Raw genomic sequence first — 12,498 nt, forward strand, 5'->3', positions numbered from 1 at the left:
AAGAAGCCGCTAAAATAGCGGCTTCTTCAGCTTTTTATATTTTTTTATATTTTTTTAAATACTTGCTATAGCAGCTATGTTATGAACACAAGAAATAAACTCATAAGTGAATGCGTCAATTTCCTCTTTCGTAATAATATACGGCGGAAGTAATCGAATAATATTCCCTTGTGTTACATCGACTAACATTCCTTTATTCATTAACTCAATCTGTAATTTCTTCACATTTTCATTCGTGTCATTCACACTTATCCCAAACATCATCCCCGCATGACGCACTTCCTGAATATAATAAGAATTTTCTTTCTGAATGTCTTGCAGTTTGTCATTCAAATATAGTGACGTTTCATATGCTTCTTGCATTAACCCATCGTCAAGTAATGTATTTAATACAGTTAAACCTAAAGCCGTTCCCATTGATGAATGAGCAAATGTGGTGCCGTGATCTCCTGGTGCAAATACATCACATAACTTTTCACCTACAATAATTCCACCTAGCGGTATCCCGCCTCCTGCTCCTTTACCAATTTGAATAATATCTGGTGTAATATTGAAATTTTGATAAGCGAATAGTTTTCCTGTTCTCCCCATACCACTTTGAACTTCATCAACGATAAGTAGTACATTATATTTCTCACATAAGTTTTGAACACCATGTAAATATTCACCCGATAATGGATAAATTCCCCCGCTTCCTAATACAGGTTCTAACATAATGGCAATTGGATTTTCATGAATTATTGTCTCTTCTAATTGCTCTATATTCTCGCGCTCAACTTCATATACCGGGATCGATGTTTTAGGAAAATTTTGATATACACTTTCTTGTCTCGTAAAATGAAGTGCTCCTAACGTACGCCCGTGGAAACTGTTTTTCAGTACTACGATTCCTTCACGTTCTTCATGCGTAATAGCTCTATATTTATCAATTAATTTCAACGTTGTTTCTGTCGCTTCCGTACCAGAGTTTGTAAAAAAGACCTTTCCGTTTTTTAAAGAGCAATCAACTAATTTCTTTGCATACTCAATTGCAACTGGGTTTAAAAAATGAAACGGTAGATGCAACGACTTCGTAACTTGATCCATTGTCGTTTGCACAATTTCCGGATGATTGTATCCTAATACATTTACGCCTACACCAGAAAATAAATCTAAATACTCTTTACCATCCACATCATACAGCTTACACCCTTCTCCTCTTTCTATCGCAAGCTTTGTACGACAGTACGTTGACATCATATACTCTTTATCTAATTGAAACCAATCCGACATGTTAAATTCCTCCTAGTTATTTTCCCTGTTTTATTTCTGTTCATTTTCTATAAAGTCATGTATATATTCATTTTTTAGATTGAAATTTTAATAGTAATGTTCTTCCCGATATTCATTTTTCCATAATTTCTTCTATTTCAACAGGTCCACTACATACGCGTTTTTCTCATCTAGCGGTCTGTTACTAGTTTGAACTTTGCGTGGTATACATAATCAATGCTATAAAATCATATTTAGTAACAATGGACAAAAAAGATTTGGAGGCTATATTGATGGATGAAAACTATGATAAACAGAGGCAATCTTTACTAAGGAAAGACTTTAATGATAATGGAGAACGTAATGAACAAGCTATACTTCACTCTCAAACAGTTGGTTCACGTGGACCTATTCTAGAGCAAGATAGTGTGCTTCACGAGGCGTTACAACAATTTATTCACGAAAAAATTTTAGAAAGACCTGTTCATGTAAAAGGATTTGGTGCGTTCGGTTATTTTCAAACGATCTATCCAATGTCTGAACATACGAAACTAAGTTTTCTACAACATTCTAATGGGAAAGTTCCTGTTATGGTACGATTTTCACTAGCTGTTAGTACGAAAGGAACACCTGATACTGCTAGAAATGTACGCGGTTTTTCTACAAAATTTTATACAAAAGAAGGTATTTTCGATCTATTATGTAATCACATTCCTGTCTTTTCTGTTCGCGATCCAATGCGTTTCCCTGAAACAATTCAAGCGTTGTCACCTTCACCTAAAAATAACTTAATAGACCCTAATAGATTTTGGAGTTTTGTCGCTAGAGCACCTGAATCCATACATTTCGTTGTCCGTTTGTACTCTGATAATGGTACGGCCAAAAGCCTTCGCCGCATTCCAGGACATAGTGTAAATACATATGTTTGGAGAAATGCAGAAGGCAATCGAAAGTATGTAAAGTATCATTGGTACCCATTTGAAGGTGTACAATTCATTACTAGCGAGGAAGCAAATAAACTGGCTGCTGAAAACCCAGATTATAGCGGGAAAGATTTATATGATGCAATTGCAAATGGTAAACCAGTGGAATATGGTTTATATGTCCAGCTCATGGACCCGAAAGATGAAGCGCATCTTTCTTATGACCCTCTAGATGATACAAAAGTATGGGATGAAAAGGTGTATCCTCTTATACCCGTAGGTAAAATGGTATTAAATAAAAACCCTGAAAATTTTATGGAACAAATAGAAAAAGTCGCTTTCTCCCCTTCTAATTTACTTGACGGTGCTGAATTATCAGATGATAAAATGTTGCAAGGACGTGCGAACATTTATAGTGATTCTCAAAGAAGACGAATTGGACCTGAATTCCGCAAATTAACGATTAACCAACAGCAAAATTGGACACCTGCTAATCAAATAACGAGCGGTGACGGAAGGTACGTTGATGGTAAACTTGAGAGAACTTCTATTTCGAAACAAGATGACTTTACGCAGGCTGGTGAATTTTATGCGAAGTTAAAACCGATAGAAAAAGAACATCTTGCTGAAAACTTAGCTAGTGATTTAAAGGTTATATCCGATGATATTAGGAAGATCGTTTTAGGGTATTTTCATAACGTGTCTATTGATTTGGTGAAGAGGATTGAAGCCGAAATAGAAAAATAATAAGAAGTATGTACACATCGACTTTTATTCATAAAAAGAGCCATTTATCTAACCCTTTTTAGTCAGCTAAATGGCTCTTTTTTTATTTTTTCACCACATTATATCTTTTCAAAACTACACTTCCGAATTTATTAAATATCCGATCCATCAAGAATCCCATCAATCCAAGAATAACAAGGCCGACAAAAATCCAATCTGTTTTGAAATATAACCTTGCATTCCAAATCATATAGCCAATTCCTTCATTAGCTGCAACCATTTCAGCTCCAACAATGGCCATAAATGAGGATCCCATCGCAAGCTTTGCCCCAGTATAAATATAAGGAAGTGCAGCAGGTATAATGACATGGAACATAATTTGCCATTCTGATGCTCCCATACTTCTCGCTGAACGAATTTTATCTTCTTCAACAGCTTGCACACCGGTAATTGTGTTAATTGTCACGATAAAGAAAGTTGCATACGTAATGAGGAAAATTTTAGATTGCTCTCCAATACCAAACCAAAGCATAAATAATGTTATAAAGGCAAGAGGTGGAATAAAGCGAATAAAATTGATAACTGGATCAAATAGCGCTCTTAACCATGGGATTCGGCCAATTAATAACCCTACCGGAATAGCTACAAAATTCCCTAAAATCCATCCAGCTATTACTCTTAAAAAACTAACTCCTACATATATAAATAAGGAACCATTTTGACTCAGTTCAATTGCTCCATACAAAACTGCTATCGGACTTGGCAAAAATTGCGGATCAGAAAAACTCGCCACAGCACTCCATATTGCAAGGATAAGTATCCAAGCGATAATTCCACTTTGTAATAGCTTCTTTTTTAAACCAGTCTTGAAATTATTTGTTTCATAAATAGTATCTTTTCTTGCACTCTCATCTTTCAATGCGCTCATATTGGGACCTCCTTTCAATCAAAGTGTGATTGGATCATTTGATAATAGTAATTAAATTCTTTATCTGTAAATGTTCTCTGATACGGTAGTGGAATATCGTAAATCTTTTCAATTTTTGAAGAAGGTCCTTTAGACATTACCCCTATTCTTTGCCCAAGTAATAGAGCTTCCTGAATATCATGAGTGACAAAAATAATCGTTTTGTTTGTTTCTTTCCAAATTCGAATTAACTCTATTTGCATCGTTCTTCGAGTCATTGCATCGAGCGCTCCAAATGGTTCATCCATTAATAAAAATTCCGAGTCGTTGGCTAAAACACGTGCTAATTGGACTCTTTGTTTCATACCTCCAGAAAGTTCTCTTGGATATTTTCCTTCATGCCCATCTAGCCCAACTAGTTTTATATAATAAGAGGATATTTTGTTTCGAGTCTGCTTTATCATTTTTTTCATTTTCAAACCAAATTCAACATTTTCTTTAATTGTTAGCCACGGAAAAAGTGCTGCGTCTGCTTGTTGAAAAACGACACCGCGATTTCTGTCCGGCTTTTTTATTTCTTCATCATTTACCATAAGTTCTCCTGATGTTTTTTCAACAAATCCAGCAATCATACTGAGTAATGTAGATTTTCCGCATCCGCTCGGGCCAAGTAATATAAAAAATTCACCATTCCCAATTGTTAAATTTACATTTTCTAAAACAAATTGTTCATTATTAAATGATTTAGATAACCCAGAAATAGAAATGGCTACAGGAGATTTCAATACTTCTTTTTCACTTACTGTACTCACCATACTTCACTCCTATTCTATTTATAAGTAACAGATTCAGGGAAAGCTTTCTTTAGTGATTCAAGATCAATCTTATCTTTCAATTCATATTTATCTTTCAGCTTCCCTTTTTCTTCTAACCATTTTTTCATATCTTCTAGATGCTTAGCATCTTCTTTAGTAAATCCAAGAACATAGTTCTGTCTTTCAATATCTTTTAATGCGTCTTTCTCTGGTAGTTTCAATTGTTCAAAAGCAAGTTTTGCTGTTTCTTTTTTATTGTTTTCTACGTATTTTATGCCTTCAGAAAGAGCCTTAAGTGCATTTTCAACTGCTTTTGGATTCTTCTCGACAAATGATCTTTTTGCTAGTAAATAGCTGTCAATTGTAACGCCCGCACTTTCTAAATCACCTAATTTTGTTACACCTTTTATATTTTTAAATTTATCCTTTAACGCACCAGAACTCCAAACAGCATCTATATCACCATTTTTCATCCCTACAATAGCTTCGTCTGGTGTACTATATGGAACGAAGGTAATATCCTTTTCATTAATATGTTTCGCTACCAAATATTTCGCCCAAACATACTCCGTTACAGTCCCTTTAGGTACGCCTAACTTTTTACCTTTTAAATCATTTTCTGTTTTAATTCCCTCTCTAACTAGAAGCTCATTGTCTTTTGATGATTTTTCATTTCCTCGCGTAAGTGTTGAAATTACGACCATATCCCCTTTTCCTAACGAATTTAAAAGCGCATAATCAGCAGCAAGACCTGTATCAGCTTGTTCGGTTAATACCGCATTTACTGTATCAATTCCATAAGCAAAATTTGATAGTTGAGCTTTAATACTATTTTTCTCAAAATAACCTTGTTTCTCGGCAGCTCTAAACTGAAAAGAACCACCCGCCGCTGTATCTATAGCCATTTTCACCGTGGCCGTTTCTTTCCCATTACTTTTCGTCGTTCCCGCACTTTCTTTTGAAAAGCTTGAGCACCCTGCGACAGCTAAACTAGTAATCATTGATAAACTTAAAAATAAAGGCTTTAATTTCACCATTTATCACTCCTCCATAACAATTTGTTCAAACTTGAAGCGGGATTTTATTTCACCACAATATTACGTTAAATTATTACAAATAAAGAAATGGCAACATTTTGTCATATAACGAACCTATCAAGTTCATTTTAATAAGTGGGGGGAAATTACTCTCCCCACACTTTAATTTACTAGCGTTAATCTCGTTTTTTATTTATTTCTTCCAATGTCGCTACACAAAAATCTCCGGTGCCGTAAGATATTGTCCCTTCGACTGTCACAACGGATTCCGTACCAGCTTCTGCAGCATTTGGTACTCTAAATGCTGCTATATCAAGGGGAATAATTTCTTTCTCCTCTGGTTTTTCTAGTTGAGGTACCCACTCATACGGTACACGATACGCACGGTAAACCATATTTGAGTTTCTGTTATTTTTATATGGTGAAATATATTCCCATACAAGCTCATGCTCACGAGTAACTTCAAAAATCCGACCATCTGCTCCTTCAGTAATCAATGTATTTCCGTTTGGTAGCCTTTGGGCAGAACTAATATATGGACTGTAAAATCGATATGAATCTAAAGGAGCTTGATATCCAGCTTCAGTTGGCGTATATTGCCATTCAATTTCTAAAGTTACTGGATTAATTTCTAAAATCCTCGAGTGATCACGAACAGCATTTTTGGAACCGTACGGAGATGCAGGATTTGGAAGACCGTATCCTGCCCAACCACCATTATCAAATACGAGTAAATTCCCTTCTCCAGGCAATCCTTTCGGAATGATATGTGCATGATGTTGTCCAATGATCCATCCTAAATGCTTAACATCTGGGCTAGAATAATCAGGACCGAGTTTCCAAACTATATTTCCTGTCTTTTTATCAATAATGGCAATTATATTTGACTCCCTAGCATCCCAAATAATATTTTCAGGATGAAAACGTTCATCTCCTTGATCATAAAACTTATTCGGACCAATTGTAGACATAGAATTGATATGCATCCAATCTCCATCCGAATTACCACCAAAGGATCTAATATTAGGATTACGGAATAGTACATTTTTAGCACTTTCATCAAATCCAAGTTCTTCAAAATGATCACTGACAGCCCATTCCCAAATAATATTCCCTTTCCAATCTACTTCAATAATTACATCATCTAATAACGGCTTATCGGAGATATTCGGATTATGTACATTTTTATGCGCTAAAATTAGCGTATTTCCACTTTCTGTTTTCGGCTCTAATCCTGGCGCATAGTACCCGACAGGATTTCCTTCCCGTTGGTAATCATGATGAGCTCTAGCCATCCACTGCGAGGCATGTCCTGGGTCTTCAATATGTTCCAGACGGTTAAATTTCCAGACGATGTTTCCTTCCCAGTCAACTTGAACTAAATCGACTTCATCCTGAAAACCAAACTCAGGATCTCTTTGTGCTGTATGACCAAAAACATATCCGCCTGGTAACACCTTGTTTGGAAATCCCCGTAACCCTTTCCATAAGTGTACTTCTTTCCCATTCATATCAATTAATAAAGCACCATGATCTGCAGCTTGATAAATTGTATAACCACTCCAAGCTTTCCCGGGATTATATACTGTTGCCCCTGTTGGATAAATTGTTGGATGTCCCATTCTTTCCACTCCTATTCACATTATCATTTTTTGAATTTTCAGTCCTTAATAACTAGACTAATAGCATTCTTCGTTACTCCTCCCTATTCTCATTACTTAGTTTCATAATCGTATGAGAAAGTTGTTCTAAATTATGGGCTAAGCGTTTAAAAACTTCGGCCTGCACTTGTAATTCTTCTGTTGAAAATCCATCGAATAAAACAGACATAAAACTTGTTCTTATATTATGATTTCGCTTTATAAATTTCAGGCCATCTTCAGTAATATCAAGTAAAGTGATTCGTCTATCTTCCTGATGACGTTTCCGAATAGCCAGGCCTCTTTCTTCTAACTTATCGCATAATGCCGTAATCGCTCCTGATGTCAAATCCAGTTCTTCTGCCAAATCAGTTAGACGTTGCTCACCATCTTGAATAATTTTGTTTAATATTAAGAAGCCCGGCAACATAATACCTTCAATCTTAATTTTGTCGCGTTCCTTCACAAATTTACGGACCATTTTACGAAACAACCAATCTGTTTCTTCAATTAATGTTGGCATCGTTTTATTCATATCTCCTCCGCTCCTTGCTCTATGAATAATACAAAAAGGCACGAACACATTTCAAAATTTCGAAATGTATACGTGCCTTTGGTTATCCAATCAGCTATTCAAATTGTTTTAGCATTAAAATAATGAGTGGTAAAATAAGTAATATCCACATATTAATCCATCAATCCCTATGTGTCAAGTTGGTTTTTAAAATATATTCTCGCTAAACATTATTTTTAAGATTATTATTATGAATGGAAATGCATTCATAATATAAAACTCCCCCACTATAAATAACTACTAAAGTGGAGGAGTTTCTTCTATAATTGCTTTATCAAATTCACCGGCGAAGCAACTACCCTTCCACTTTTTACGTCATATAGCCCTATAGGCGTTACCCGTATAAAAGGCAAGTGCGTTGCAGAAAAGAATAAAATTGTAAATGCTGGATCATCATACGCGTAGCCACGCTCTTGTAGTAATTTCACCATCTGTTTCTCTTCCTGTATTAATTCACTCATTTTTAAATTAGACATAATTCCGAGCAATGGTAATGCGATTTCATGTAATACTTCATTCTTCTCAGCTATTACCATTCCCCCGCCAAGTTCTTTTACTCTATGAAAAGCTATAAGCATATCTTCTTTTCTTTTTCCGATAAGAATGATGTCACCTGTACCAGAATAAGAGCTAGCAAGCCCACCTAGTTCTTTCGCAAAACCTTTCACAACTGTATTCACTCGCCAACTGCCATCACGAGCAATCATCATAAGGAAACATTCATCATGATCTGTTGATAATTCATTACATTCTATGTTGATTTTACTAGTATATGGTTTTGTAATAACGTTATTTAATAAGTGCATACCCGTTTTATTAGAGAAAATCATATCTTCTTTTTCTATGGACCAATCTAATGATAATGGAGTTACTTTACATTTACCCCAGTCTATATGTAATGCTTCATGTGTATTTACACCGTCACGCTTCACCCATTTCCCCTTTGCAATAACGCTCGTTGGTACTGGGTTTTCTTTACTTTCTAAAATATTGATATTAGCAATTCTACCTGTCCCAATCGAACCATGTATATGCTCCATATTATAATAACGAGCAATATTATAACTTGCCATATGATATGCATCTATTACTGGAACACCTTGCTTTATAGCAGTAGTAATCATTATATTCGTCATTCCGTTTTCATAAAAGGACGGGTGAGAACCATCTGTTGTGAAAATGAATCTATCAAATTGCTTCACACCTAATTCCAGTAATTCCTTCAGTAAAACTTCTAAATCTGGTCGGATCGAAGAGTTTCGAAGAGAGACAGTGTAACCTTGCATAAGACGTGTTAACGCCTCTTGACCCGTCATCGCTTCATGATCACAGTCTGTACCTAACAGTTTTAATTTTACTAACGTTGCTTCTGATGCTCCTGGAAAATGCCCTTCTACTTTTTTCTGCAATCGCTTCGTTTCCTGCACCCAATTTAACATTTCATCATCGCCATGTAATAGTTTTGGCCACGCTGTTAGCTCTCCTCCTTGAAGAACTGCTTCATGCTGTAGCCATTCTATTATTTCTTCACTATTAAATAAAGATTCCCCATTTTGCAATTCAGTTTGTCCATCAAAACGGCACCACCAATACATACTAGCTGGAAGCTTTTCAAATTCATCTAATAAATGAAATGATTCTTCACGCTTTAATGTGAAAAATAGAGTTAAATTATCATTAATAAAAGTTGTTGTCCCGGATTGCATCGCATGATTCGCTAACGTCTCTGGGTTATATAATTGATATGGATGTGCATGCGGTTCTATGTAACTAGGAACTACATACTTTCCATCACAATCAGTAACTTCACATTCATGTAGTTGCTCTGGTAGTTTTTCACCTACATATATAATACGGTCATCATAGATCCAAATATTCGCTTGCATCCATTCACGTATATAGGAATTTAAGTATGTTGCATTCTTTAATAATTTGTGTGGACTTCTTGTACCGTCTATTATTTCAACATGTTCTCGCAATTGCTTGTTACTCCATCTAAACTGATTTTGTCCCAATGTATTTCACTCCAATGCTATATTAGTTAAGTCAAGAAATAATTAATCAAATAAATCATTTTTCATTCAAGCCCACTCAATACGTATCCCTATTATATTTAACAATTACAAAAATAACAATTTTCAGAATAACATTCGTTTTATTGTTCACTTCTTCCTCATTTGAACATGAACATTTCTGTGAAGTTGTTTTACTGGATTTGAAAGAATAATGAATATTACGTAAGAGCAAAAACGTGTCACCTTAATACGATGGCACGCTTTGCATTTTACATTATGATTAGTTTATACTATTTCGGAGCTGATTGATAAAGGCATAGGCTGCATTTGAAAACACTTGATTCTTTTTCCATATAATATTTAAGTTTGCTTCTAATTTAGGTTGTAATGGTTTAAAACAAAGTTTACTGCTTGTATATTTATTTTATCACTCTTGTTAAAAATTTTATTTCTCCTTGTGAGAAGAGAATGTGCCTATATATTTTTCTATACAGCAATAAAAAGACTTATAGAATGATTCTATAAGTCTTTTACTATAAGGAATTAACCTATACCCATCGATTAACAAATCCAAAAACCAAAAGATTCGCGATGAATAAATTTCTAATAAATCACTATTCTCTCTAATCATCAAAAAGTTCACAACAGTTGAGCAGTTCCTCTTACTACCTCGTAGCCAAAATATATTCCAAACAGAATTAAAACAATGCCTGCTACTATAGAAATCCATTTCATTACTGTATGATTAATAAATCTTCTACCAAAATGAATAGATGTAGCCATAAATATATCCCAAAGCATAATCCCAGCAAAAATGGCTGCACTATACCATAAAGCTTGTTCTTTTCCAATAGTATTCATAGCACTAGTTAGAACTGATCCATATATCCCTATCCAAAAAATAATATTTAATGGATTAGAAATTGCGATAGCAAACCCCGATAGAAAAGATTTTAAAGGATGTTCTTTTTCACCTGATGAAATATATTGAACTTGTTTAGTAGCTTCCTTCATACTTTCATAGCCTAAATAAATCATCGTTACAAAACCAAAAATCCAAATACAAAGTTGAGCAACTGGAGTTGTTAAATAAGTCGAAATACCAAAGTAAATTAAAAACATCATTACAACATCTGCTGACATTGCTCCAACTCCTACTAACCATGCACTCAAAAAACCATTTTTTATTCCTTTATTTATTTGAGCAACATTAATCGGACCGACTGGTGCAGACAATGAAATCCCTAATAATATATAACTAAATATCATGCTAATCATTTTTCTTCAACCCCGTAATAGGACATCTCATTACACTTTCTTCATTTGTTTCTGGTAGCATATATTGTTTCCATTCAAAGGTTTCTTTTATTCCGTAATCCCCTATATCTGGATGCATTGGAATATCATCATATGCTAACAAACGTTTTCTAATCACTTTCCTTACTTGTTTCCCTTGTTTTGTATCACCTGTAATATCATCTAGAGTACCTCGAGGTTGTAACGTAATTTCAAGGCCGGTTCCTGTATATCTACTTTTTCTCTCAGAATATATTGGAGCCCTACAAACGACAAATATAGGTTCACCACCAAAACAAAATTCCCATTTAGCGTTATAAGGATCTATTGGTATTTCTGCATTCCATGGCTCCGGATCATTTTTCATTAAAAATTGTAATACATTCCAAAATTGTTTTTTGTATTCTTCAGCCAGTAATTGTTTATTAGATGGTTTAAAAAATATTACTAAAGTAGTTCTCTTTGCAATTTGTTGATATGTTTTAATATATTCATAAATCCCATCTCTTAGTTTGAACAATTCATTTTCATCATAAGCCGATTCAGAAAATATATATCTAGACCAACCATGTTTCTCAGAATCTACTGCAAAATAACACGGAAATGGTTTAGAGTGATCTAAAATGCTATCGTGAAAATTATTGAAAGATATAGTTTTCCACTCATCTAAAATCCCTTTATTTTGTTCTTCAATTATTCTCTTTTGATCATATAAATACATTTTTGTAGTTGGCATTACTAAAATCCCCCCTAATATATTTATGATTTTTTCTCATATATTAAAATATTATTCTCAACAATATTTAAGATTTTATTTATACTTTTTATAGGTATTTCAATTGTTATCTCAGGTATACCGGGAGATAACAAAAATTTATTATAGTTATAAATTTTTCGATCTATAATAAGTGTGATTTCATCTGAATAGCCAAATGGAGATACACACCCTGGAACACAAGAAGTTTTTTCTATTAACTCCTCGGCTGAACAAATAGAAATCCTTTTTCTAACCAAATTTTTCATAAGTTTTGAATCTAATTTTTCTCCTTCAACAGTTACAAATATGTAATAGTTATTTGATTTATCTTTTAAAAATAAACTTTTACTGGGTACACCTTCTAATTTAAACCTTTCTCTAATTTTTCTATCTGTTTCATAATCTAATATTGGCTCATATGTATATTGTTTATACGATATAGCTGCTTCTTCTAACAGTTCTACTACTTGTTTATACATATTTATCCTCCCCTTTGATTTCATTACACAATTTGAAAAGATAGCCTTTTCTATTGCTGTTCCCGCTCCCTATTCTTT

General features: G+C 34.2%; 11 protein-coding genes. 1 reads left to right on the forward strand and 10 read right to left on the reverse strand.

Annotation, left to right across the window (positions count from 1 at the left end; genetic code table 11):
• Positions 1-54: 54 nt before the first annotated feature.
• The gene (locus tag MR079_RS00270) at positions 55-1,272 is read right to left on the reverse strand and encodes an aspartate aminotransferase family protein (protein ID WP_242293267.1); all 1,218 of its coding nucleotides are present in this window, start codon (positions 1,270-1,272) and stop codon (positions 55-57) included.
• 272 nt (positions 1,273-1,544) lie between these two features.
• Here MR079_RS00270 and MR079_RS00275 point away from each other — a divergent pair, with 272 nt between their 5' ends.
• Positions 1,545-2,921, forward strand: a complete 1,377-nt coding sequence (locus MR079_RS00275) for a catalase (protein ID WP_139865968.1) — start codon at positions 1,545-1,547, stop codon at positions 2,919-2,921.
• Between the two features lie 82 nt (positions 2,922-3,003).
• Here the strand turns inward: MR079_RS00275 and MR079_RS00280 are convergent, their stop codons facing one another.
• The 9 genes from MR079_RS00280 to MR079_RS00325 all read right to left on the reverse strand — a co-directional run bounded on the left by MR079_RS00280 (position 3,004) and on the right by MR079_RS00325 (position 12,420).
• Positions 3,004-3,828, reverse strand: a complete 825-nt coding sequence (locus tag MR079_RS00280) for an ABC transporter permease (RefSeq protein ID WP_242293268.1) — start codon at positions 3,826-3,828, stop codon at positions 3,004-3,006.
• A gap of 14 nt (positions 3,829-3,842) precedes the next feature.
• Positions 3,843-4,622 carry an ABC transporter ATP-binding protein gene (locus MR079_RS00285; protein ID WP_139865970.1) on the reverse strand — a complete coding sequence of 260 codons (780 nt, stop codon included), beginning with the start codon at positions 4,620-4,622 and terminating at the stop codon, positions 3,843-3,845.
• A 14-nt stretch (positions 4,623-4,636) separates the two neighbouring features.
• The gene (locus tag MR079_RS00290; RefSeq protein WP_000239836.1) at positions 4,637-5,659 is read right to left on the reverse strand and encodes an ABC transporter substrate-binding protein; all 1,023 of its coding nucleotides are present in this window, start codon (positions 5,657-5,659) and stop codon (positions 4,637-4,639) included.
• A 176-nt stretch (positions 5,660-5,835) separates the two neighbouring features.
• The gene (locus tag MR079_RS00295; protein ID WP_000509958.1) at positions 5,836-7,281 is read right to left on the reverse strand and encodes an aryl-sulfate sulfotransferase; all 1,446 of its coding nucleotides are present in this window, start codon (positions 7,279-7,281) and stop codon (positions 5,836-5,838) included.
• A gap of 73 nt (positions 7,282-7,354) precedes the next feature.
• Positions 7,355-7,834 carry a MarR family winged helix-turn-helix transcriptional regulator gene (locus MR079_RS00300; RefSeq protein ID WP_070806360.1) on the reverse strand — a complete coding sequence of 160 codons (480 nt, stop codon included), beginning with the start codon at positions 7,832-7,834 and terminating at the stop codon, positions 7,355-7,357.
• A gap of 299 nt (positions 7,835-8,133) precedes the next feature.
• Positions 8,134-9,888, reverse strand: a complete 1,755-nt coding sequence (locus MR079_RS00305; RefSeq protein WP_242293269.1) for an adenine deaminase C-terminal domain-containing protein — start codon at positions 9,886-9,888, stop codon at positions 8,134-8,136.
• Between the two features lie 639 nt (positions 9,889-10,527).
• The gene (locus MR079_RS00315) at positions 10,528-11,166 is read right to left on the reverse strand and encodes a LysE family translocator (protein WP_242293270.1); all 639 of its coding nucleotides are present in this window, start codon (positions 11,164-11,166) and stop codon (positions 10,528-10,530) included.
• The gene (locus MR079_RS00320) at positions 11,159-11,920 is read right to left on the reverse strand and encodes a YqcI/YcgG family protein (protein WP_139865971.1); all 762 of its coding nucleotides are present in this window, start codon (positions 11,918-11,920) and stop codon (positions 11,159-11,161) included. Before MR079_RS00320 ends, MR079_RS00315 begins: the two co-directional genes overlap by 8 nt.
• Before the next feature lie 23 nt (positions 11,921-11,943).
• Positions 11,944-12,420, reverse strand: coding sequence for a YbaK/EbsC family protein (locus tag MR079_RS00325; RefSeq protein ID WP_242293271.1), 477 nt, complete (start codon positions 12,418-12,420; stop codon positions 11,944-11,946).
• Positions 12,421-12,498: the final 78 nt, after the last annotated feature.

Origin of the sequence: Bacillus cereus group sp. BfR-BA-01381 (genome assembly GCF_022663555.1) — a bacterium.
Lineage (GTDB): Bacteria > Bacillota > Bacilli > Bacillales > Bacillaceae_G > Bacillus_A > Bacillus_A pacificus.

Coding starts and splice junctions, on each gene's coding strand:
- MR079_RS00270 (WP_242293267.1), bottom strand. CDS start 1,272: ATGTCGGATTGGTTTCAATTAGATAAAGAGTATATGATGTCAACGTAC.
- MR079_RS00275 (WP_139865968.1), top strand. CDS start 1,545: ATGGATGAAAACTATGATAAACAGAGGCAATCTTTACTAAGGAAAGAC.
- MR079_RS00280 (WP_242293268.1), bottom strand. CDS start 3,828: ATGAGCGCATTGAAAGATGAGAGTGCAAGAAAAGATACTATTTATGAA.
- MR079_RS00285 (WP_139865970.1), bottom strand. CDS start 4,622: ATGGTGAGTACAGTAAGTGAAAAAGAAGTATTGAAATCTCCTGTAGCC.
- MR079_RS00290 (WP_000239836.1), bottom strand. CDS start 5,659: ATGGTGAAATTAAAGCCTTTATTTTTAAGTTTATCAATGATTACTAGT.
- MR079_RS00295 (WP_000509958.1), bottom strand. CDS start 7,281: ATGGGACATCCAACAATTTATCCAACAGGGGCAACAGTATATAATCCC.
- MR079_RS00300 (WP_070806360.1), bottom strand. CDS start 7,834: ATGAATAAAACGATGCCAACATTAATTGAAGAAACAGATTGGTTGTTT.
- MR079_RS00315 (WP_242293270.1), bottom strand. CDS start 11,166: ATGATTAGCATGATATTTAGTTATATATTATTAGGGATTTCATTGTCT.
- MR079_RS00320 (WP_139865971.1), bottom strand. CDS start 11,920: ATGCCAACTACAAAAATGTATTTATATGATCAAAAGAGAATAATTGAA.
- MR079_RS00325 (WP_242293271.1), bottom strand. CDS start 12,420: ATGTATAAACAAGTAGTAGAACTGTTAGAAGAAGCAGCTATATCGTAT.